Here is a 21,858-nt window from a genome sequence, read left to right on the forward strand (position 1 = left end):
ATAAACTTTAAGATATAAACCTCACAGGTTTTTAAAACCTGTGAGGTTTTTTAATTTTTAATTAGTTCAGGTTTTTATACTCTTTCCACTCCTCAAAGCGGTAATCAATAATCTGTTTCATCAAATCATAATTTTCGTAGGTGTCTTCAATATGATAGAACGTTTCGTATTCATAATCATTTTCTTCTGCTTTGGTATCAAAGAGATTGACGTAGTCATCGGCAAATGAGCTGAATCGGTTTCCAAAATCCGTTTCATCCTTATAATAATCCTGCGCAAAAGCATTTCCCATCGCATTCAGATCATATTCGGAAAGCTTTCCGTCCATCGCATCCATAATAAATTCCGCACCGGTAATTTCACGGCGTTTTAACTGTTCTATCTGTTCTTCATAATCTTTTCTCAGATCATCGGAAATCAAACCTTTATGAATGCACCAGTTCAGGAACATTCCGGTGTGGGTGGCGCCGTTTTTTTCAGGAAGCTCTTGGGGAAAATCGCCGCCATAATGCCAGGAAGCATCATCATATTTAGACATATTTTTTAATTATAGTTTTAAACAATTTTAGCCAAAAATAGAAAAAATCAATTTATATTGCCGGACACAGAGAATTTTCCGTCATTTGTGTAGAATTTTTTTCTACAGTTATTATATGAAAAATGCCGTTCTCATTACTATTGGTGACGAAATCCTTTCCGGAAATACCGTGGATACCAATTCTAATTTCATTGCCACAGAGCTTAAAAATATAGGAATAAAAGTTTCTCAGATTCTTACCATTTCAGATGAGATTGAAACCATTAAAAAAGCCATTGACTCTGCTTTTCAGATCGGGGATCTCATCATTACAACAGGAGGTTTGGGGCCAACCCGGGATGATAAAACCAAGAAAGCCATTGCCGAATTTTTTAATGACGAAATTGCGCTGGATGAGGTGACGTTTAATCATCTGAAAGCATATATGGAAAGGCGGGGCCGACTGGAGATCCTTGAAAGAAACCGCGAACAGGCTTTTGTTCCCACAAAATCAAAAGTTTTCCAGAATCATTACGGAACAGCACCTTGCATGATGATGGAAGAAAACGGGAAACTGCTTTTCAGTCTTCCCGGCGTTCCTTATGAAGTAAAACCATTGATCAAGGATCAGATCATACCGTATCTGCAGGAAAAATTCAGCCTGAATTATATTACCACCAGAATTGTTTCAGTAGTGGGAATTCCTGAAAGTATTTTAGCAGATAGGATAGAAGACTGGGAACTGGCTTTACCTGAAAACTTAGCGCTGTCTTATCTTCCGGTCGGGACAAGAGTAAAACTGAGACTCACGGCAACCGGAGAAAATGAGCCGCTCCTTCAGCAGCAGCTGGAAGAAGAAATTCAGAAATTGCTGCCGTTAATTAAAGACAATGTTATTGCCACTTCTGAAGATAAAATTGAAAAAATTCTTGCTGAAATTTTAGTGGAAAGAAAATTAACGATTTCTACCGCAGAAAGCTGCACCGGTGGAGAATTGGCCAAAATGATCACTTCAGTTCCCGGGAGTTCAGCGTATTTTCTTGGCGGTATCATTGCCTACGCAACAGAGAAAAAGATTGATATTTTAAAGATTAAAAAAGAAACAGTAGAAGAATTCACAGTGGTCAGCGAGCAGGTTGCCGATGAAATGGCAGAAGGCTGTCAGAAATTATTTAATACGGATATTGCTTTATCAACCACCGGTGTGGCCGGTCCGGGAAAAGGTGAGGACGGAAAAGAAGTGGGAACCGTTTTTTACACAGTAAGAGTAGGAAATCAGGCGGTTACCTCAAGGTTATACATGCCGCATCTGGAAAGACTTGATTTTATGCATTTCGTTTCGCAAAAAGTGATTCAGGATCTGGTAGGGATTTTAATTTCGGAGAAAAACTAGGTGGTAAACAGCCAAATGAACATCATTAAATAATAGTAAATTTTTAAGTAACAAATTGTATCTAAAATATACTTATTGTATAAATTGTAATTATAATGAAAAAATTAACGCTATCTCTGCTTTTATTAGGAGGAATTTGTTCACAGATGGTGAACGCTCAGGCGACCGATAAAGGGTTGGACCTTAGCCTGATGGATAAATCAGTACGTCCTCAGGATGATTTTTATAACTACGTAAGCGGAACATGGATGAAAACCGCTAAAATCCCTTCCGATAAACCAACATGGGGAAGTTTCAACAAGCTGGCGGAAGATACCGATAACAATTCAATGACGATTCTGAATTCTCTTTTGAAAGATAAATTTGCAGATGGAACAGAAGGTAAAAAAATTCAGGATCTGTACGCAACGTATATGAATATCCAGAAGAGAAATGCAGACGGAATCAAGCCGATCCAGGCAAACATTAGCAAAATAGACGCGATTAAAAATCTTAAAGATCTTCAGAATTATTTAACTTCTGTAACGAAAGAAGGGGAAAATATTCTGTATGGTTGGGGAATAGATGCAGATCTGAAAGATTCTAAAATGAATGCCGTTTATTTAGGAAATGCATCTCTTGGATTAGGTAGAGATTACTATCAGAAAGTGAATGATAAAAACACGGAAGCTCTTGCAGAATACACAAAATATGTAGCTTCTATGCTGAAAGAATTAGGATACAAAAACGCTGATGCGGCTGCAAAAGGTATTGTAGACTATGAGAAGAGCGTTGCTAAGACGTATCTTACCAATGAGCAGAGCCGTGACAATACGCTTCAGTACAACCCAAGAACGATGGCTGAATTGAAGACATTAGTAAAAGGGGTGGATCTTCCTGCTTATCTTAAAGCGGTTGGCGTAAATACAGATAAAGTAATCATCGGAGAAATCGGTTATTATAAAGATTTTGATAAATTGGTTAACGAGAAAAATCTTCCTGTAATTAAAGATTATCTTAAATTCCACATGATCAACGGAAGTGCTTCTTATTTAAGCGAAAAGCTGGGAGACATGAGATTTGCTTTTTACGGTAAATACTTAAGAGGTCAGCAGGAGCAGAGAGCTTTGAACAAAAGAGGATATGAGCTGATCAACGGAACTTTAGGAGAAGCCTTCGGGAAATTATATGTTGAGAAATATTTCCCGGCAGAAGCGAAAGCCCAGATGGTAGAGCTGATTGATTATCTGAAGAAAAGCTTTGCCGTACACATCAACAATTTAGCATGGATGTCTTCCACAACCAAGGAAAAGGCAATGCAGAAATTGAATAAATTCACGGTAAAAGTTGCATATCCTGATAAATGGAAAGATTATTCTAAATTAACCATTGTTCCGGAATCTAAAGGTGGGAATTTATACGCAAACCTTCAGAATATTACAGAATGGCAGTATAATAAAGATTTAGCTAAAATCGGGAAGCCTGTTGATAAATCAGAGTGGGGGATGACGCCGCAAACGGTGAATGCCTATTACAACCCGGTAAACAACGAGATTGTATTCCCTGCAGCCATTCTTCAGCCGCCTTTCTTCAATCCTAATGCAGATGCAGCTGTTAATTTCGGGGGAATCGGTGCCGTGATCGGTCACGAAATGAGCCACGGATTTGATGATTCCGGAGCACAGTTTGATGCAGACGGAAACCTGGTAGACTGGTGGACTCCGGAAGATAAAGCCAACTTCGAAAAAGCAACGAAAGCGCTTGCTTCTCAGTATGACAAATACGAGCCGGTAAAAGGAACTTTTGTAAACGGAACCTTTACCAACGGTGAAAATATCGCCGACTTAGGTGGAGTAAATATTGCTTATGATGCGCTACAAATGTATCTGAAAGACAAAGGAAATCCTGGACCTATCAGCGGTTACACACAGGATCAGAGATTCTTCCTGAGCTGGGCAACCGTTTGGAGAACATTATCCAGCGAAAAATACATGATCAACCAAGTGAAAACAGATCCGCATTCTCCTGGATATTTCAGAAGTTTCGGGCCTCTTACCAATGTTGATGCCTTCTACAAAGCATTCGATGTGAAAGAAGGCGACAAGCTTTACAAAAAACCGGAAGAAAGAATCAAAATTTGGTAATAAACACTTATTCAAAATAGAAACCGTTCAGCAATGAGCGGTTTTTTTATTAAAAGATTTTACTTCTCACCGCTCTCTCACCTCCCACCTCTCACGTCTCACGTCTCACTTCTTACTTCTCACTAACTTTAAACTTCAAACCATAACCTTTTATGAATAAATTATGTATATTTGGTAAGTTTGTGTACAATCAAAAAATATTTTTAATGAAAAAGCTAAATATCGGAATACTTGCCTTTTCCGGGCTTGTATTTTTAAATTCGTGTGGTACGGCTAAAACGGCAGATGCTCAGAAACCTGAAACGGTAAAAGAGACTGCTGCAGAACCGGTGAAAAAAGAGGAAATGAAAGAAGAAGGAATCAATTTATCATACATGGATAAATCGGTTCGTCCGCAGGATGATTTTTTTAGCTACGTAAACGGAAACTGGGTGAAAACCACTCAGATTCCTTCAGATAAAGCGAGCTGGGGATCTTTCAATGCACTGAGAGAAAATGTAGATGATGCTTCTTTAGATATTTTAAATAAAATCTTATCAGAATCATATTCTGCAGGTTCAGAAGGTGAAAAAATCCAGAATCTATATGCTTCTTTTATGGATACGAATAAAAGAAATGCAGAAGGGCTGGCTCCCATCAAAGGGGATCTGGCTAAAATCGATGCCATCAAAAACCTGAATGACCTTCAGAAATATCTGCTTGACGCAACAAAGTTGGGTGATAATTCATTTTACGGCTGGAGAGTAGGCGCAGATCTCAAAAATTCTAAAATGAATGCCGTGTATCTTGGAGGTCCGGATCTTGGGCTGGGAAGGGATTATTACCAAAAAGTAAATGAGGCCAACACCAAAACACTGGCAGAATATCAATCTTATGTAGGCAAATTGTTCGGAGTTTTAGGTTATAAAAATTCCGAAGCTGCGGCAAAAAATGTAGTTGATTTTGAAAAACAGCTTGCTAATTATTTATTAACCCTGGAACAGAACAGGGATGCCAATTTAAGATACAACCCGAAAAACGTTTCCGAGCTTCCGGCTTTGGTTAAAAACGTAAATCTTCAGACCTATCTTAAAAATGCAGGAGTTAATACAGACAGAGTCATCATCGGAGAGCTGAAATATTATCAGAATATGGATTCTTTCATCACCCAGAAAAATCTTCCACTGTTAAAAGATTATCTGAAATATCATCTGATTAATGGAAATGCAAGCAATTTGGATGAAAATCTGGAACAGATCAGATTTGATTTTTATTCAAAATATCTTCAGGGACAAAAAGAACAGCGCCCGATGAATAAGCGCGGACTTTCGCTCGTGAATGGTGTTTTAGGCGAAGCATTCGGAAAACTGTATGTTGAGAAATATTTTACTCCGGAGTCCAAGGCTCAGATGGAAACTTATATTGATTATATCTTAAAATCTTTTAAGCAGCACATCAATGATATGGACTGGATGTCTCCGGCAACAAAAGTAAAAGCGCAGGAAAAACTCTCTAAATTCACCGTAAAAATAGCTTATCCGGATAAATGGAAAGATTATACGCAGTTAAAAGTAGAATCTCCGAAAGCAGGTGCAACGCTGTATTCCAATCTTCAGAATGTTTCTGCATGGCAGTATCAGAGAAGTCTGGATAAAATCGGGAAACCGGTTGATAAAACAGAATGGGGAATGACTCCGCAAACGGTAAATGCCTATTACAGCGGTTCTAATAACGAAATTGTTTTCCCGGCGGCAATCCTTCAGCCTCCTTTCTATAACCCGAAAGCCGATCCTGCCGTAAACTTCGGAGGAATCGGAGCCGTAATTGGTCATGAGATTTCCCACGGATTCGATGACAGCGGTTCAAGATTTGACGGTGACGGAAACCTTAACAACTGGTGGACAGATGAAGACCGTAAAAACTTTGATGCGAAAGTGGCACAGCTTGGTGCACAGTACAGTGCCTACGAACCGGTGAAAGGAAGTTTTGTAAACGGTAAATTTACAAGCGGTGAAAATATCGGAGATCTTGGAGGCGTGGCAGTTGCTTATGATGCGCTTCAGATGTATCTTAAAGATCACGGAAATCCGGGACTGATCAGCGGTTTCACACAGGATCAGCGGTTTTTTATGAGCTGGGCAACAGTATGGAGAACAAAATCTACGGATCAGTATATGATCAATCAGGTAAAAACAGATCCGCATTCTCCGGGCGTTTTCAGGGCTTTTGGTCCGTTGGTAAATCAGGATGCATTCATCAAAGCATTTGATATTAAACCGGGTGACAAAATGTATAAAGCGCCGGAAGAAAGAATAAAAATTTGGTAAACAGCCAAAAATTGTTAGAAAAGAGAAACGTATCAGAAATGGTGCGTTTTTTTATTTATTTTTTCATAGCTTAGTGATATCGTAAATGTTGATTTTTGATTAATATTTAATTAATTAAGTTAAATATTAAAGAAAATTCTTAACAAAATTTTGTATGTTACAGTTTTTTTTTAAATTTAAACATTGGATTGGTCAGCTATTTGATGCTGATAAATACGATTCACACCAAAATAAAAAATCTCAAAATAACAATAATATGGCAATGTTTAATTATGGCGTTGGCGGAAACGAAGTGAAAGTGGATGCCAATGAAGCTATCCAGAACATACAGGAGAATAAGTCTTTGATTGTGAGCCAGCTTACTTCAGAAGAATCTTATGTTCCTGAAATTGTAACAGGATTAAAAACAGTGGAAGACGTCTTCAGGCATTTCCAGCCTTCTGTAAACGTACAGCACGAGACGGAAGACGGCACTGTGGTAGAAGAAGAATTCCGTTTTCAGAATCTTGCAGACTTTACCCCTAAAAACCTTACCCAGAAATCGGCATACCTCCAGCAATTAAGCATGGAGCAGGAACAATATAACAAAATTGTACGCCAGCTGAAAACCAATAAAATTCTGCGCAATATGCTGGAAAACGATCAGACAAGAGCTGCGTTTATCGAGGTATTGAAGGAAGTGGCACAAGAACTTGAAAAATAATCTAAAGACTTTACACTAATCATGGATAGTAAATTACAGGCAGCTGAAAACCAACAACAGGGGCAGCAGCAACACGCAGGTCAGCCGAAGGGTAATCCGCTTGCCGAACTCAATAAAATCGGAGGTTTTGGTTTTGTAGAATCCGTTGTAGACGGGATCGCCAATATGAACCCCACCAGAAAAGCGAGGAAAGAAATATTCCTTAATGACAGCAACAAAGAAGAAGAAAGAAAAGAACTTCTCCAGAAAATAAATCTTTGGGTAAATCTTCTTGAAAGCAATGATTCGGCTGATAAAATGGCTGAAACCTGCAAATCAAAAGCGCAGTCTGCAGATCAGAGTTTAAAATCAAACCTAAAAAATACACTGGATGCCGTACGCCAGCTGGAAACGAATTACAGAACGGTTGCTCAGTTTTATAAAAACACAGAACTCGATAAAGTAGACAATGTAAGTATTGTTAATGCAAGTTTAGACCAGGTTTCTGATCTTGATAATCCTTTATTCATAGATGCTATCGCAGAAGAATTCAAGAATTATTATGACCGTCTCGACCTTCGTGATAATTATTCAATTTTAGCAATTCCAGGATATCTGGGATCGAATAAAGTCATCGAAAAATGGGCGAAAATCTGTAACGAAAATAAAGTAATGATGGTTACCGATTTTGCCAACCTTGATAAACCGGATGATGTTGTAGACCTATTCCATTCCGCAAACCTTACAGGTGGAGAATTACACAGAAGTAATGTGATTATGACCTGTAACTGGCTGGTGGGCCGTGGCAAAGCTGAAGAAGTAGGAGAGGAGGAAAATGTTGAGCTTCCGCCGTCTACTTCACTTGCCGGAAAAATCCACAAAACGCTGATGTCTCAGGTGGCAGCCGGAAAAAAACACGGAAATATTAATGAAGTAGATGCCGTAAAATTTGAATTAAAGAAGAGTGAGATTTCCCAGCTTGAAAAAATGGGTCTTGTTCCAATGGTCAATGAATACGGTAAAATCATGGCATTCTCCGCAAAAACGTTGTTTACAGGAGACAATATCGGGTTGCAGACGTACTCGGTGGTTCGTGTATTCGACTATGTAACGAAAGTATTACTGGATTTCTTAAACCGAAGAGCTTTCGAAAACTGGAATGCCAAAAATGAAGATGATCTGAGAAGACAGATTGTTCAGTTTCTGGATAATATCAAAGGCCCGGACAAACTGATTGAAAAGTTTAAAATCGTTCGTTTTGAGCAGGACAGAGTGAATAAAGACAGGGTTTGGCTGGACATCCGCCTTACCCCGTATTTCCCTACAAAAAGTTTCGTGATCAAATTAGACGGTCATAAAGGAGACGACGGGAATGAATGGGATGCAGAATATGCCCAGGAATAAAAAATATAAATCAATAATAAACCGATGCTTGTTCATCGGTTTTTTTCTATCAAATCAATATAAATATTTCAGCATGAAAGGCAGATTATTCTATTTTTTGCCATTAATTTTTTTGGCTTTATGTTGTGAAGAAAAAAAGATTCAGCAGAAGCAGGCAGTAGATCTTTTTGCAGATGAAAGACAGGAAGGAAAAGCATATGTCATGAAACCACAGGAATGTTTTGATGAGAGCGAAATGGTAGTTTCTTCCGGAAGTGTAACGTTGGTGGATCAGTCTTCCGGGCGCGGAAAATCCATTTTTATTTACAGAATCACCTCAGGAGAGGTGTTGAAAACAACAAGAGATTCGGTAATTAATTTCTCTTTTCAGTTTCTTTCCAATCAAAAGCTTCCGTTTAAAAAAGATTCTGTATCATACATTTATCTTAAAAAACTGGAAGGTTACCGTTTTATAGCAAAAGAAATGAAGTTAAAATATCAGTGGCTTAAAGCCGCTCCTGTATACTCAGTAAAACAGGAAAATTAAATTATCTTTGTATGGCAAATTCAAAGCTGTGGTTTTGATATGGAAATTAAATAATGAAGACGAACATTTGGAAAAAATAGAAAATACAGACCTTAAACCTATTGGCAATAAACTCCTGAAGTGGTACGAAAAAAATGCCAGAGACCTTCCTTTCCGCCAGACAAAAGATCCGTATAAAATATGGATCTGCGAAATTGTTTTTCAGCAGACAAGGATTAACCAGGGACTTGGTCATTATACTAATTTTATTGAAAGATTTCCGGATGTGAAAACGCTTGCGGAAGCTGATGAAAATGAAGTCCTGCTGTATTGGAAAGGATTGGGATATTATTCAAGAGCGATTAACGTTCATAAAGCGGCTCAGCAGATTATGAATGATTATGATGGAATATTTCCTCACGAGTATGAAGAAATCCTAAAGCTGAAAGGAGTTGGTAAATATACGGCAGCGGCAGTTTCCAGCATCTGTTTCAATGGCAGGGTTCCGGCAGTGGACGGTAATTTTTACCGTGTTTTAAGCCGCATTTTTGCGGATGATTTTGATATTTCAAACTCAAAGGCTTTTAATTATTTTTCAGAACTGGCTCATTTAATCTTACCCGAAAATGTGGGAGATTTTAATCAGGCCATGATGGATCTGGGTTCTGAAATCTGTAAACCTAAAAATACTTTGTGCGGAGAATGTCCTTTAAACCAGGATTGTATTGCTTTCTTAACCAATAAAGTTTATGAATTTCCCGTTAAAACAAAGAAAATAAAAGCAGCCGGTCTTGAGCTGAAATATTACTTCGTACACCGAAACGGAGAATTTTTAATTCAACAAAGAAAAGACGATTTTATCTGGAAAAAACTGTTTGAATTTCCTCCTGAAATTTCCGATGAATTGGTACCTTTTATTAAAAGCGTAAAAACAGTGAACCACAAACTTACGCACAAAAACTTAAACATTGAAATTTACAATGTAGAAGTAGGCTCGGAAGAAGCATGGAAACATTTTATTGCTGAAAATGATTACATCATCAGTGATTATGAAAGTTCTCACCAGAAATCTTTCCCGAAACCGCTGGAAAATTATATTGGAAATTATCACACGGCGTACAGGATTTTATAATTGAATGATCCTGTATCCGTTATCCTTCTGTTACTATTGTGTCTCTGTCTCCGTTTTCCTCTTTTCCCTCTTCAATCATTTCCTCGGCTTCTGCCTTTTCTTCTTTAGTGGCGTGGTCAATGCGTTCCTCCTGCTTTTTATCCTGCTCGTGGTCAATAAAGAATTCGCAGTACACCGGAAGATGATCGGAACCGAAATTTTCAAGGGTTTTCAAATCTTCAATAAAAATTTGTTCACTGTGAAACATCAGGTCAATTGGAAATCTCAGCAGACGGTATTTTGCATGGAATGTAGATACAAATGAACGCCCGATTCTGGGATCGATGAGGTGACTGGTTTTTCTAAATAGGATGGAGGATTTGGACCAGGCTACATTATTAAAATCCCCGACAACAATAACAGGTTTTTTAATTTCTATCACTCTTTTGGCAGTGCTCAGCAGATCGCCGTCCCGTTCTTTGGAAGTTTCTTCTTCGGTAGGACTTGGCGGCGGCGGATGAACTCCGAAAAATACAAACGAAAAACCGTCTTCGGTTTTTAAATGCGCTTCAATGCTCGGAATATCGTCTGCGACAAAATAATGCGTCTGTGAACTTTCAAGTTCAAGTTTTGAATAAAAATGCATCCCGTAGGTGTTTTCCAGTGTTACCTTATGCTGATACGGATAATCTTTTTCTAAAGTCCTCAACGCTTTTTCCCAATCGCCATTGCTTTCCATGGTAAGGAACATATCGGGCTGATATTTTTCAATCAACTGAATAAAGCGCTCATATTCCTTATTAAACTGGTACACATTGGCGGAAATAAAATGCAGCTTTTCGGAAGACTGGTATTTTTGAGTGTATTTTTTAACAGGATACAATGGCGTATATCTTATCAGGATAACACTGTGATGGATCAGCATAACAAACAAAAGCCCTTGATAATACCAGAAATATTCGGATTTACAAGGAGTGGCGAAACCGAGAATAATAGTCAAAAGTATAAATACGGTGATCTGTATTTTACCAAATTCCGGAACCCGGAATATCCAGTGAGAATGTTGAATTTTTGGCAGTATGGTTACAATAAACAACAATACAGTCAGAATCAGATAAGCTGTCCACATATATTAAAATAATTCTATAAATTTAATTTATTTTTTATTATTGCTCAAATCAAATTATCTTTAAAGCATATTCTTAACAACAATTAAGCTATCGAAATACATTTTACCATGAATAAAATTTTTGCATTCCTATTGCTTTCAGGAAGTTTATGTTTCGGGCAAAATAAGGAAATAGAACAGCCTGTAAGAACTTTATTTACTGCGATGAAAAACGCAGATGCCGGGCTGCTGAGAACCGTTTTTTCTGAAACAGCAATTCTGCAGACCATTACCAAAGATGGTGTGAAGAATCAGGATGTTAATGATTTTATAAACTCGGTTTCTAAAGTAGAAAAAAATGATCTCGATGAAAAAATCATTATTGAAGCCATCCATACCGACGGAAACCTGGCGAGCGTTTTTACACCCTATGCTTTCTATTTTAAAGGTAAATTTTCGCATTGTGGAGCAAACAGCTTTCAGCTGATAAAAGAGAACGGAGCATGGAAAATCCAATACCTGATTGATACGAGAAGAAAAGATAACTGCAAAGAAATACAATAAATTTTTAATGAAAATCCACCATATCGCCATCATCTGTTCAGATTATGAAATTTCAAAAAAATTCTATACTGAAGTTTTAGGATTAAATATCATTCGTGAAGTATACCGTGAAGAGAGGCAGTCTTTTAAGTTGGATCTTGCCATCGGAGATCATTACGTGATTGAGCTGTTTTCCTTTCCCGATCCTCCGGCAAGGCCTTCCCGGCCTGAAGCTTGCGGCTTGAGACATCTGGCTTTTTCCGTTGATCATGTTAATGAAAAAAGAGAAGAATTAATTCAAAAAGGACTACATTGTGAAGAAATCAGGATTGATGAATTTACAGGGAAGGAATTCTTCTTTACCCAGGATCCGGACCACTTGCCGCTTGAATTTTATGAAATGTAAAAAATAATCATGAAAAAATATATAATAATTTTAGGACTGTTAATGGCAGTTCAGTTGCATGCACAGGTCGTTAATGAGCCCAAAAACCATCCTAAAGAATGGTCGCAGCCTTATGAGCCGTTTCGTATTGCCGGAAATCTGTATTATGTGGGAACTTATGATCTTGCTTCATATCTTATCGTAACAGATAAAGGGAATATCCTCATTAACACGGGATTAGAGGATTCACTTCCGGTAATTAAGAACAATATTAAAAAACTTGGTTTTAAATACCAGAATATCAAAGTTTTACTGCTTACTCAGGCGCATTATGATCATTTAGGCGCAATGGCAGCGGTTAAAAAAGAAACAGGAGCAAAATTATATGTTGATGCCGCGGATGCTGAAGTCTTGAAAAGCGGAGGGAAAACGGATTATGAAATGGGAAAATATGGCGTAACCTTTAAACCGGTTACCCCGGATCATATTTTAAAAGATAAAGGCATTGTAAAGCTTGGAAATACCACCCTCACTATGCTTCATCATCCCGGACATACAAAAGGTTCCTGCAGTTTTATATTTGAAACTAAAGATAACAGAAGGAATTACAAAGTGCTGATTGCCAATATGCCGACCATTATTATTGATAAAAAGTTTTCCGAAGTTACTGCTTATCCGTCTATTGAAAAAGATTATCAATACACATTAAATGAAATGAAAAAGCTCAATTTCGATATTTGGGTAGCATCCCATGCAAGCCAGTTTGACCTTCATAAAAAGCGTAAGCCGAAAGATGCTTACAATCCGGACGCATTTATGAACAAAAAAGAATATTTTGATCAGCTTGATGAGCTGGAAAAAGATTATCTAGAAAAAAAATCAGAAGAACTTAATGGGCATAACCGGTAAAGAAACTGATCGCCATAATCGCCAGAACGATGGAAGAAATGACTACATAGGTGTAGTCTTTTTCTTTTAAATACCCGATCAGTGCAAAAATAATCCTCATTAAAGGCGTAAAGATCAGAAGCAAAATCCCAAGCTGAATGATGGCCATTCCTTCACCTTTGCAAAGCGAATTCCAGAAATGTCCCCAAACCTTTTCTGAGGAACTTCCCATATCCAGGGAGGTATATTTTTTAGGCATTTTAAAACCCTCTGTAAATAGCTTTACAAAACCAATCAGTGAGGTGACAACGGAAAGAATAACTCCCAGTCTCAGCAAATTTCCTACGGAACGGTTCAGATCAACATCCGTGAAGTTCTTTTTCATTATCTGAAGCTTTTATTGATACCGTTATACATCATATATACAGAAAGGATTGTAATTACAATTGCAAAAAATACCTTTAGTTTTTTTGTTTTTGAGACCATCAGTGTTTTAGAACCGATGAAGCTGCCTACAACAACCCCGATTAAAACCGGAGCTACAATCACAGGAACAATTTCACCCCTCTGAAAATAGATCAGGGCACTGGCAACCGCAGTAACGCCAATCATAAAATTACTTGTAGTGGTAGAAACTTTAAACGGCAGTTTCATCATATTATCCATGGCCAAAACCTTTAAAGCTCCGGAACCAATCCCCAAAAGTCCGGACATTGCTCCTGCAAACATCATCATCAGAAATCCGGGAACCGTATTCCTTGCAGAATAGCTTTTTAAAACACCTTTATCAGGAAACGTTCCGTACAGTTTCAGTTTTTCTTCAAGACTGCCTTTAATTACAGGTTCCTGATGGTCTGGCTTGCCTTTTAAATTTAAAATTACCGTTAAAAGAAGGATGCTTGCAAAAATGATTCCGATGGTATTGGGATTAAGCATTCCGGAAACCAGAGCTCCAACGATGGCTCCCGCCGTTGTGGCAATCTCCAGAAACATTCCGATCCTCATATTGGTGAACCCTTCTTTTACAAAAGCAACGGCAGCTCCTGAGGAAGTTCCGATCACAGAAATAAGAGAAGCACCAATGGCGTAATGCATAGGAACACCAAAACCCAGTGTTAATAAAGGAATAATAATAACTCCTCCTCCCAAGCCGGTCAGTGAACCCAGAAGTCCTGCCGAAATTGCTCCGAGGAAGAGAATAATGATTTCTGACATGCTACAAATATAAAACTATTGCATTAGTCTGCCAAACGTTTAAAAAAGATAAATTTGACGTATTTTTGCGTAAACAAAATTGAATATGAAACTTTTTTATGTCATTCTGGGAGCAACACCACCCGGTAGAAATATTGAGCAGCACGATGTGTTTTTCGGGATTGCAGAGAACCTGAAAGATCTTGTGGAGGATATGAAAGCTTTCTGGAAAGAAGCCAAAGGAAAAATTCATATCGACTGTTATCAGGAAGTGAAATTCGTAGATGGATATGAAGTGAAAATTGTTGAAAGAGGGCAGGAGACCTCCGAAGAACAGCTTTATTTTATCAATCTGGGAGGATACAAAAGAGGTTATTTTGAAGAATTTCATGAACAGCATCTGGTAGTGGGAGCTTCAATGGGAGAAGCCGTAAAAAAAGCAAAGGCTACGGAATTTTATAAAACGATGGGCTTTAAGGGGGCAACCAGCCATATTGATGAAAAACTTGGAGTGGACATTGATGATATTTTTCCGGTAAAAGAAATTCTTCCTTCTGAAATGAAACAGAAATATGCGATTTCCCTGGTAAAATCAGATGCGGAAAATCAGGAGAATTTTGTAAGCCTGGGCTATCTGAAGATTGATAAAATCCAGTAAGATAATATATTAAAATATAAGCTTTAGGGCTTTATTAAATATTCCTTAAAATAAAAATCTAACAGAAAAAATAAAAAGTAAATGAAAATAGGAATTTTAGGGGGCGGGCAGCTCGGAAGAATGTTGATTCAGGAAGCACTGAAATATGACGATGAATTTTATACACTCGATCCGTCTCCTGATGCACCATGCCATAATATTTCTTACTTTACACAAGGAAATTTCAACGATTACGAAACGGTTCTGAATTTTGGTAAAGATAAAGATGTGGTGACTATTGAAATTGAACATGTGAATGCAGATGCACTGGCCGAACTTGAAAATCAGGGAATAAAAGTAGTTCCGAATTCCAATATCATTAAAACCATTCAGCAGAAAATTCTTCAGAAACAATTCTATAAAGACCACGATATTCCGAGCCCGGAATTTGAAGTGATGGACGGAAGTTCCGACGAAATAAAAATGCCAATACCTTTCGTACAGAAAATGAATACGGGTGGATATGACGGGAAAGGAGTGCAGGTAATCCGCACGGCGGAAGATATGAAGAACCTGTGGACACAGGATTCCGTTATTGAGAAACTGGTGGATATCGACAAAGAGCTTTCCGTAATTGTGGCCAGAAATGAAAACGGTGAAACCAAAACGTTTCCTGTAACGGAAATGGTGGCAGACCCCAAACTGAATCTTCTGGATTTCAATATTTGCCCGGTGGTCTTGGCTGAGGAAATTGAAGAACAGATCAATTCCATCACTGAAAAATTCTTAAATGCCATTAATTCTCCGGGACTATTCGCCATTGAATTATTTTTGGATAAAGAAGGAAAAGTTTGGGTAAATGAAACGGCTCCGAGACTTCATAATTCCGGTCATCAAAGCCAGGAAGGAAACGCAAATTCGCAGTTTGAGCAAATGTATCGTGTTGTGAAAAATTTACCTTTAGCCGACACCGATGCCATTATTTACAGCGGAATGCTGAATCTTGTTGGCGCGGAAGGTTATTCCGGAAAAGTAATCTATGAAGGAATGGAAGAAGTCCTGAGATTGCCTGAAACCTACATTCACCTCTACGGAAAAACCGAAACCAAACCCGGAAGAAAAATGGGACACATCAATGTTCTGGCAGAATCCCGGGAGGAACTGATGGAAAAACTGGTGATGGTAAAAGGAATGGTGAAAGTAATTGCAAAATGATACTGAGTCCTGACAGAGTTTGAAAACTCTGTCAGGGCTTTAGCATTCTATTTAAAAATCTTTTTAATAATATTTCCGATTTCCATGAAATCATCATGGTTTCCTACCGATCTTCTTTCAAGACTATTTTCATCATACTCCGAATAAGGAAAGATTAACAGATAATTTTTATCAGGCAGGCTTTTATTCAGCAATTCCGGAATTAATCTCATTCTTGGAATATAAGAATGCATTCCCCGTTTTGCCATAAAAAGAATTAATGCTTCGTCCTCCTGAAGTTTTGAAGCGGTTTCTTCACCGTCTTTCCAGGTTTTCATAATGATAAATTCAGCTTCGATATTGGCTTTTTTAAGAATTCTCTGAAGGATGTTCAGAATATTTTCTGCGGCATAAAAAACAACCGTTGCCCCTGAATTTCTGGCAATATTCCATACTCTTAAAAGCGCATGGAAAAATCCGGCTTCCTTGTGAGCATTTTCAGGAATCATGACGGCGTATTTCTTAATGGTTGATAAAGGTTGCGCGGCGTGGTAAACAAGTACATTGACATCGTCGTTTTGAAGATAGCCATTGTAAAGATTGTACACGAAAGAAGGGGAGAACCCTTTTTCATCCTCCAATCCGATGATGAGATCTGTAATATTCTGTTCTTTAATAACGTTATTGATTCCGTTTACCACATCATTATCGTATCTCTTCAAAGTCTGCATTTTTACGTCTGAGGCTGCCGCCATATTGGCTGCCTGATGCAAAAGCTTTTCTGCATTTTTTACGGATGATTCATTTTTATCTTCATTAATAACATTTAACGCAAATAAATCTTCTGTATTGGAATGTGCTTTAATCATGATTCCAAGATTTACCATTCTTTCCACCGTGGCTTCATAATTTAAGGCTAAAAGAATATTTTCATCTTCATGGTTTTTACCCGAAACCGTGTCTTCGTTATCCTGCTCGGCAATTTTTTGTGCACTCGACATAGAGATAAAGGAGGAAATCGTACAGGAAATAAGGATCAGCAGAATGCTTCCGTTAAGAACATGCTCATTGAGCAAACGAACAGGTTCTCCGGTTTCTGTTTCAGAAAGAATAATATTATAACCTACCATCACCGTTGCAAGTGTAGCCGCTGCAGATGCAGAGCTTAATCCGAAAATCAGTTTTCCTTCTTCTTTGGTAAACCTGAATGTTTTTTGTGCTACAACGGAAGAAATATATTTACCGCCAATGGAAGCAACCAGCATAATAGAAGCAACCTTTAACGTTTCAAAACTGTTGAAAAAAACTTTAAAGTCAATCAGCATTCCGACACTGATGAGAAAAAACGGGATAAAAATGGCATTTCCCACAAATTCCACACGATTCATTAATGATGAGGTATGCGGAATAAGCCTGTTTAATGCAAGTCCTGCAAAGAACGCCCCGATAATGGCTTCCACACCTGCCAATTCTGCTAAAACTGCGGCGAAGTAAATCATTACCAGAACAAAAATATACTGGGAAATTTTATCGTCTATTTTTTTGAAAAACCAACGCCCTATCAGAGGGAAAATCATCAGTACGATAAGTCCGAAAACGATAAAGGAAACAGATAGCTTAACCCAAAAAGAAGTTCCCACATCACCCTGAACCATCCCGACAACAACGGCCAGTACTAATAAAGTAGCAACGTCCGTAATCATGGTTCCGCCAACTGTAATGTTTACTGCCCGGTTTTTTGCTATTCCCATTTTACTGATTAGAGGATAAGTAATAAGAGTCTGTGAGGAAAACAGACTGGCAAAAAGAACGGAGGTAAGCACGGAAAAGCTAAGGAGATAATAAGATCCTAAATATCCTAAAATAAAAGGAAATATAAATGCATATCCGCCATATCCCAGGCTTTTCCATTTATTTTTTTTAAAATCCCCCATATCAATTTCCAGACCTGCCAGGAACATAATGTATAAAAGTCCGGTAGTTCCGGTAACAACAATGCTGCTGTCCCTTGCCAGAATATTAAAACCATTCGGACCAATTACTGCTCCGGCAATAATGAGGCCCAGAAGATGCGGAACTTTTATTTTATTCAGAAGAAGGGGAGCTGCCAGAATGATAATCAGCACAAGCAGAAACTTTAGTACCGGGTCTTCGATGGGGAAACTCAGATTATGTATGCTCAGTAAGTTCATAAATGTTTATTTGGTTGAACGGGTAAGTTCTACGGAGAATCTTGCCATACAGTTGTCTACAGCTATTGTTCTCGTACCTCTGATTTTGTTTGGTGAAATTTCATTCAGCAAAACATTCATTTCTACCTGTTTTTTTGAAGTGGAATCTGTTTTATAATTGAGTTTGATCTCGTTGTTTTCAAATTTCCCGGAGTATATTCTTACCAAATTGTTATTATTGATAATTTTAGTGGAAAGCTGCAAAGAATCGCTGTCGAATTCCCAGGTATCAGTACGCTGATCTCCAACCACATAATCGTTACAATTGGATTCTGTGCAGATTACTTTTCCTGTCCATGCACCGGCAACCTCTTTTGGCCAGACTGTAATTTTTATGGAATCTTTTTTTGAGAAAATGCTGTCTCTCATCTTTAAAAGTGATTGATATTCAGATTCTTTCTGGGCAAATTGTTTTTCTTTTTCCAGCAACTGTTTTTCTCTCATCATAAGATCAGTTTCCTTTTTTTTATCGTCACAGGCAACTAAAAGAAATGAAATCGTAATGATAATAAATAGTACGTTTTTAAGCATATTGTAATTTTGGGTTAAACAATATAATAAAAAATGAGGAAAATAAGAAATTATGAAGGCCCAAATCCTTATGTAGATCTTTATCGGAAGCTTTTTATTTAACCAATTTGTGCCTCTTAAACATTTCCCGATTGTAATTGATCACAAACACCCCAAGAATGATCAGACCTGCGGCAATGATAAATTTAGCAGAAATATCTTCCTTAAGAAGCAGCCAGCTTAAGAATATGGAAATAATGGTATTTACATACGCCAGGATGGAAACCTGAACCGGTGAAACTCTCGTTAAGGCATAATGATAAGCAAAAAAAGCGGCTACGGAACCAAATAAAGATAAATATAACATGGCCGAAACACTTTTCAGTGACCAGTTCCCGAAATTATAATCTTCGGTGAATAAAAAAGCGAATATAATCTGAATGATTCCGGCAAAAGCAAACTGATAAAAAAGGTTTAATGAAATATTTTTACTCTGGATATTCATCTTTTTTGTGAAAATAGTTCCGGAAGCCCAACCTAAAATACCACAAAACAGAAGAAAAATCCCAAATCTGTACTCCGGAATCGCAAGATCATGGATGCCGTCCCAGAAGATGAATGTTATTCCTCCGAAACACAATGATACCCCGATAAGAGCCCTGAAGGTAAACTTCTGTAAACCTAATGACACGCTTCCAAGAAATACGATAATGGGTGATGTGGCACTGATTAAAGAAGTAAGGCTGCTGGTAAGTGTTTCCTCTGCAACCGTTGTTAATCCGTTGGCAACGATCAGCATTAATGATGAAAAAACAAGCTGATAACCCAGATTTTTCCAGCCGATCCACTGGAACTGTCTTCTGTACAAAAGTATCATAAGCATGATGACAGAAGCCAGAAACTGACGGATTCCCGCTACAAACCATGCTGGGATAGTTTCAACGGCAACCCGGATGGATAAAAAAGTAGTTCCCCAGACAATTGCAACAGTCAGAATTGCGAGCGTAAGTTTATAATCTTTCAAAATGTGGTTGTATGGTTAGCAAAAATACTTAATTTAAAATTGAATGCCTTTTAAGACAGCGCATGCCGTTGATAGGAACAACTTTTGCGCCTTTTTGCATGGAGCTTATTAATTTTTTATCTTTGAGGATCTAATAAACAGAAGAATGGTAGGAATTATTATGGGAAGTCAGAGCGACTTGCCGATCATGGAACAGGCTGCAAATTTTTTAAAATCTTTGGATATTCCGTATGAGCTGACGGTAGTTTCCGCACACAGAACGCCGGAAAGAATGTTCGATTATGCCAAAACAGCCAAAGAAAGAGGCCTGAAAGTAATTGTTGCCGGAGCAGGCGGGGCTGCACATCTTCCGGGAATGGTGGCAAGTTGTACAACATTACCTGTGATTGGAGTTCCTATTTTATCAAGTAATTCTATTGACGGATGGGATTCTGTCTTGTCAATTCTTCAGATGCCGGGCGGAATTCCTGTGGCAACTGTTGCTTTGAATGGTGCTTTGAATGCCGGAATTTTAGCTGCAAAAATTATAGGAAGCTCAGACGCGTCGGTGGCTGAAAATCTTCAGAAATATCAGGATTCCCTGAAAGATAAAGTATTGGGAACGGTTGATGATATTAAAGCACAGCATCCTAATCATTTTGATCAGTAACAGATAATGATAAATCAATCTGGGCCCACGAAAATCGTGAGCCCAGATTGATTTTATTGCCTTATGAATTTGAAGGTTTTAGTTTCATTTTTAGATTTCAGCTGCAGAATATAGTTGCCGGATTCTAAATTTTGAACGTCTATTCTTCCCTTATCCGGAATTCCCCTTTTAACAACTCTTCCGCTCATATCAATGATGGAAAAATGTTCAGCATCAAAGTTTTTTATATGAATAAAGTCGGTGGCAGGATTTGGATAGATACCGATTGTATCTCTAAAATGGTTTTCTGAAGTGGATAACAATTGTTCGCACTCCGCACTGTAAACATCTCCTGATAACAGCCACCCTTTGTTGTTCATTAAATAATTTCTGGCGATTACGGATGATGAAGAGCTGTAGATAAGCGATGCAACACTATTCAAATTAATCCCTGAAGGAGTAATGGAATTGTTTGCCCATCCTTCCAATGTATCTCCGTAGTTTGCGCAATCCATTCCCGAATTGGCGATCATATTTGTGGCTGCAGAAAGTACGCCCAAATTCCATCTTCCTAAGCTGTAATTAAATGTGACTGCCTCCTCTAATATGGACCTCATATCTGTAACTTTTGAGGTATTCCAGTCTGTAATATCCTGGTTGAACTCCGAACAGATATGCAACATATGCATCATGCTGGTAACGTTTGAAGTGTTCCAGTTTCCTATGGGCTGATTAAATTTTGGAAGATAGTGGAACATCCAGTCCATATTGGTAACATTCGAGACATTCCAGTTTCCAATCGGTTGGTTGAAGTTTCCTGCACTCGCGAATAAATGACTCATATTGGTTACGGATGAAGTGTCCCAAAGATTAAACGAAGGATTTCCTATGAGGGATGTACATTTGTTGAACATCGCTACCATGCTTGTTACTGATGATAGATCCGGAATGTCGGTTGCTGTTATATCTAAGTTTGTACAGTCGGAAAATGCCCATTCCATATTTGCCCATTGAATGTTTCCCCATTGTGAAACTTCTAATATTTTTTTTGTATCTCCATTGAAAGACAAAATGTTAGGTATTTTGAGGCTTGGCGAAATGAATGCCGTGTTTGGAAATTTTATCGTATGAAAATTTCCGTTACCATTCCTGATTTTAACCTTGTAAGTAGCATCTGCGGGATTCGGATTAAGAGGTGTTCCGAAATCGATAAGAAAATGATCTGCGGAAGTTACTGTAAAACTATTGTTGTGTGCCGGAAATCCTATCTCTTCCCAAGATACATTGAAATTGTTCCCTGCTCCGGGAAACCAGATCTGATTAACCGTAGAACCGGATCCTGAAAAAACCGTTGTACTTTGGTTGCTGGGTTTCCAGATGGTGATAAACTCATTCTGAGCTTCTAATGTTTGACAAAAAATCAGACATAATAAAGTAACGATATATTTTAACATAAGTAATATTTAAGGGTAATT

General features: G+C 38.0%; 21 protein-coding genes. 13 read left to right on the forward strand and 8 right to left on the reverse strand.

All coding sequences use genetic code 11. The features are described 5' to 3' along the window. Nucleotides 1–61: 61 nt before the first annotated feature. A complete protein-coding gene (locus BUA76_RS10705) occupies nucleotides 62–538 on the reverse strand; it encodes a DUF7832 domain-containing protein (protein WP_072884794.1) in 477 nt (158 codons plus the stop codon). A gap of 115 nt (nucleotides 539–653) precedes the next feature. Here BUA76_RS10705 and BUA76_RS10710 point away from each other — a divergent pair, with 115 nt between their 5' ends. The 7 genes from BUA76_RS10710 to mutY all read left to right on the forward strand — a co-directional run bounded on the left by BUA76_RS10710 (nucleotide 654) and on the right by mutY (nucleotide 10,062). Continuing rightward, entirely contained in the window at nucleotides 654–1,910 is a 1,257-nt protein-coding gene (locus BUA76_RS10710; RefSeq protein WP_072884795.1) for a CinA family nicotinamide mononucleotide deamidase-related protein, read from the forward strand. Between the two features lie 95 nt (nucleotides 1,911–2,005). Then, nucleotides 2,006–4,033 (forward strand): M13 family metallopeptidase, encoded by a 2,028-nt coding sequence (locus BUA76_RS10715; RefSeq protein ID WP_072884796.1) that lies wholly within the window; start codon nucleotides 2,006–2,008, stop codon nucleotides 4,031–4,033. Nucleotides 4,034–4,239: 206 nt separating this feature from the next. Continuing rightward, nucleotides 4,240–6,339, forward strand: a complete 2,100-nt coding sequence (locus tag BUA76_RS10720; protein WP_072884797.1) for a M13 family metallopeptidase — start codon at nucleotides 4,240–4,242, stop codon at nucleotides 6,337–6,339. A gap of 256 nt (nucleotides 6,340–6,595) precedes the next feature. Further along, on the forward strand, nucleotides 6,596–7,042 hold the full coding sequence (locus BUA76_RS10725; protein ID WP_072884871.1) for a type VI secretion system contractile sheath small subunit: 447 nt from the start codon (nucleotides 6,596–6,598) through the stop codon (nucleotides 7,040–7,042). 21 nt (nucleotides 7,043–7,063) lie between these two features. Next, entirely contained in the window at nucleotides 7,064–8,425 is a 1,362-nt protein-coding gene (locus BUA76_RS10730; RefSeq protein ID WP_072884798.1) for a DUF5458 family protein, read from the forward strand. Nucleotides 8,426–8,498: 73 nt separating this feature from the next. Beyond that, nucleotides 8,499–8,951 (forward strand): hypothetical protein, encoded by a 453-nt coding sequence (locus tag BUA76_RS10735; RefSeq protein ID WP_228408479.1) that lies wholly within the window; start codon nucleotides 8,499–8,501, stop codon nucleotides 8,949–8,951. Nucleotides 8,952–8,985: 34 nt separating this feature from the next. Then, entirely contained in the window at nucleotides 8,986–10,062 is a 1,077-nt protein-coding gene (gene mutY, locus BUA76_RS10740; protein WP_394332943.1) for an A/G-specific adenine glycosylase, read from the forward strand. A gap of 19 nt (nucleotides 10,063–10,081) precedes the next feature. Here mutY and BUA76_RS10745 read toward each other — a convergent pair whose 3' ends face one another. Further along, the gene (locus BUA76_RS10745; RefSeq protein ID WP_072884800.1) at nucleotides 10,082–11,170 is read right to left on the reverse strand and encodes an endonuclease/exonuclease/phosphatase family protein; all 1,089 of its coding nucleotides are present in this window, start codon (nucleotides 11,168–11,170) and stop codon (nucleotides 10,082–10,084) included. 108 nt (nucleotides 11,171–11,278) lie between these two features. On the opposite strand from BUA76_RS10745, the gene BUA76_RS10750 reads away from it, so the two are divergent. The 3 genes from BUA76_RS10750 to bla are packed head-to-tail and all read left to right on the forward strand — an operon-like array spanning nucleotide 11,279 to nucleotide 12,986. Beyond that, nucleotides 11,279–11,713 (forward strand): nuclear transport factor 2 family protein, encoded by a 435-nt coding sequence (locus tag BUA76_RS10750; protein WP_072884801.1) that lies wholly within the window; start codon nucleotides 11,279–11,281, stop codon nucleotides 11,711–11,713. Between the two features lie 7 nt (nucleotides 11,714–11,720). Further along, a complete protein-coding gene (gene gloA2, locus BUA76_RS10755; RefSeq protein WP_072884802.1) occupies nucleotides 11,721–12,098 on the forward strand; it encodes an SMU1112c/YaeR family gloxylase I-like metalloprotein in 378 nt (125 codons plus the stop codon). Between the two features lie 9 nt (nucleotides 12,099–12,107). Continuing rightward, nucleotides 12,108–12,986: a subclass B3 metallo-beta-lactamase gene (bla, locus tag BUA76_RS10760; RefSeq protein WP_072884803.1), complete on the forward strand. Its 879-nt coding sequence runs from the start codon at nucleotides 12,108–12,110 to the stop codon at nucleotides 12,984–12,986. Here the strand turns inward: bla and BUA76_RS10765 are convergent. After that, on the reverse strand, nucleotides 12,967–13,350 hold the full coding sequence (locus tag BUA76_RS10765) for a DUF1634 domain-containing protein (protein WP_072884804.1): 384 nt from the start codon (nucleotides 13,348–13,350) through the stop codon (nucleotides 12,967–12,969). The two genes, bla and BUA76_RS10765, sit on opposite strands and share 20 nt — an antisense overlap. After that, complete coding sequence (locus tag BUA76_RS10770; RefSeq protein WP_072884805.1) at nucleotides 13,350–14,180, reverse strand: sulfite exporter TauE/SafE family protein; 831 nt, start codon at nucleotides 14,178–14,180, stop codon at nucleotides 13,350–13,352. Before BUA76_RS10770 ends, BUA76_RS10765 begins: the two co-directional genes overlap by 1 nt. A gap of 85 nt (nucleotides 14,181–14,265) precedes the next feature. Between BUA76_RS10770 and BUA76_RS10775 the strand changes: the two genes are divergently transcribed. Both BUA76_RS10775 and BUA76_RS10780 read left to right on the forward strand, forming a co-directional pair. After that, nucleotides 14,266–14,817 carry a DUF1543 domain-containing protein gene (locus BUA76_RS10775; RefSeq protein ID WP_072884806.1) on the forward strand — a complete coding sequence of 184 codons (552 nt, stop codon included), beginning with the start codon at nucleotides 14,266–14,268 and terminating at the stop codon, nucleotides 14,815–14,817. A gap of 81 nt (nucleotides 14,818–14,898) precedes the next feature. Continuing rightward, nucleotides 14,899–16,011, forward strand: a complete 1,113-nt coding sequence (locus BUA76_RS10780; protein WP_072884807.1) for a 5-(carboxyamino)imidazole ribonucleotide synthase — start codon at nucleotides 14,899–14,901, stop codon at nucleotides 16,009–16,011. A 47-nt stretch (nucleotides 16,012–16,058) separates the two neighbouring features. Here BUA76_RS10780 and BUA76_RS10785 read toward each other — a convergent pair whose 3' ends face one another. The 3 genes from BUA76_RS10785 to BUA76_RS10795 all read right to left on the reverse strand — a co-directional run bounded on the left by BUA76_RS10785 (nucleotide 16,059) and on the right by BUA76_RS10795 (nucleotide 19,755). Further along, on the reverse strand, nucleotides 16,059–18,182 hold the full coding sequence (locus tag BUA76_RS10785) for a cation:proton antiporter (protein ID WP_072884808.1): 2,124 nt from the start codon (nucleotides 18,180–18,182) through the stop codon (nucleotides 16,059–16,061). 6 nt (nucleotides 18,183–18,188) lie between these two features. Next, a complete protein-coding gene (locus BUA76_RS10790; protein WP_072884809.1) occupies nucleotides 18,189–18,752 on the reverse strand; it encodes a hypothetical protein in 564 nt (187 codons plus the stop codon). Between the two features lie 94 nt (nucleotides 18,753–18,846). Beyond that, nucleotides 18,847–19,755, reverse strand: coding sequence for a DMT family transporter (locus BUA76_RS10795; protein WP_072884810.1), 909 nt, complete (start codon nucleotides 19,753–19,755; stop codon nucleotides 18,847–18,849). Nucleotides 19,756–19,900: 145 nt separating this feature from the next. On the opposite strand from BUA76_RS10795, the gene purE reads away from it, so the two are divergent. Next, entirely contained in the window at nucleotides 19,901–20,404 is a 504-nt protein-coding gene (purE, locus tag BUA76_RS10800; protein WP_072884811.1) for a 5-(carboxyamino)imidazole ribonucleotide mutase, read from the forward strand. A gap of 53 nt (nucleotides 20,405–20,457) precedes the next feature. Here purE and BUA76_RS10805 read toward each other — a convergent pair whose 3' ends face one another. After that, nucleotides 20,458–21,837 (reverse strand): BspA family leucine-rich repeat surface protein, encoded by a 1,380-nt coding sequence (locus BUA76_RS10805; RefSeq protein WP_072884812.1) that lies wholly within the window; start codon nucleotides 21,835–21,837, stop codon nucleotides 20,458–20,460. Nucleotides 21,838–21,858: the final 21 nt, after the last annotated feature.

This window comes from Chryseobacterium takakiae, from assembly GCF_900129385.1.
Classification (GTDB): Bacteria; Bacteroidota; Bacteroidia; order Flavobacteriales; family Weeksellaceae; genus Chryseobacterium; species Chryseobacterium takakiae.

Excerpts from the sequence above, each read along its gene's own strand:
- purE (WP_072884811.1), top strand. The coding sequence starts at position 19,901 with ATGGTAGGAATTATTATGGGAAGTCAGAGCGACTTGCCGATCATGGAA.
- BUA76_RS10725 (WP_072884871.1), top strand. The coding sequence starts at position 6,596 with ATGGCAATGTTTAATTATGGCGTTGGCGGAAACGAAGTGAAAGTGGAT.
- BUA76_RS10710 (WP_072884795.1), top strand. The coding sequence starts at position 654 with ATGAAAAATGCCGTTCTCATTACTATTGGTGACGAAATCCTTTCCGGA.
- BUA76_RS10775 (WP_072884806.1), top strand. The coding sequence starts at position 14,266 with ATGAAACTTTTTTATGTCATTCTGGGAGCAACACCACCCGGTAGAAAT.
- BUA76_RS10750 (WP_072884801.1), top strand. The coding sequence starts at position 11,279 with ATGAATAAAATTTTTGCATTCCTATTGCTTTCAGGAAGTTTATGTTTC.
- BUA76_RS10715 (WP_072884796.1), top strand. The coding sequence starts at position 2,006 with ATGAAAAAATTAACGCTATCTCTGCTTTTATTAGGAGGAATTTGTTCA.
- BUA76_RS10745 (WP_072884800.1), bottom strand. The coding sequence starts at position 11,170 with ATGTGGACAGCTTATCTGATTCTGACTGTATTGTTGTTTATTGTAACC.
- BUA76_RS10790 (WP_072884809.1), bottom strand. The coding sequence starts at position 18,752 with ATGCTTAAAAACGTACTATTTATTATCATTACGATTTCATTTCTTTTA.
- BUA76_RS10780 (WP_072884807.1), top strand. The coding sequence starts at position 14,899 with ATGAAAATAGGAATTTTAGGGGGCGGGCAGCTCGGAAGAATGTTGATT.
- BUA76_RS10770 (WP_072884805.1), bottom strand. The coding sequence starts at position 14,180 with ATGTCAGAAATCATTATTCTCTTCCTCGGAGCAATTTCGGCAGGACTT.
- BUA76_RS10730 (WP_072884798.1), top strand. The coding sequence starts at position 7,064 with ATGGATAGTAAATTACAGGCAGCTGAAAACCAACAACAGGGGCAGCAG.
- BUA76_RS10735 (WP_228408479.1), top strand. The coding sequence starts at position 8,499 with ATGAAAGGCAGATTATTCTATTTTTTGCCATTAATTTTTTTGGCTTTA.
- BUA76_RS10720 (WP_072884797.1), top strand. The coding sequence starts at position 4,240 with ATGAAAAAGCTAAATATCGGAATACTTGCCTTTTCCGGGCTTGTATTT.
- BUA76_RS10805 (WP_072884812.1), bottom strand. The coding sequence starts at position 21,837 with ATGTTAAAATATATCGTTACTTTATTATGTCTGATTTTTTGTCAAACA.
- BUA76_RS10785 (WP_072884808.1), bottom strand. The coding sequence starts at position 18,182 with ATGAACTTACTGAGCATACATAATCTGAGTTTCCCCATCGAAGACCCG.
- bla (WP_072884803.1), top strand. The coding sequence starts at position 12,108 with ATGAAAAAATATATAATAATTTTAGGACTGTTAATGGCAGTTCAGTTG.
- BUA76_RS10765 (WP_072884804.1), bottom strand. The coding sequence starts at position 13,350 with ATGAAAAAGAACTTCACGGATGTTGATCTGAACCGTTCCGTAGGAAAT.
- gloA2 (WP_072884802.1), top strand. The coding sequence starts at position 11,721 with ATGAAAATCCACCATATCGCCATCATCTGTTCAGATTATGAAATTTCA.
- BUA76_RS10705 (WP_072884794.1), bottom strand. The coding sequence starts at position 538 with ATGTCTAAATATGATGATGCTTCCTGGCATTATGGCGGCGATTTTCCC.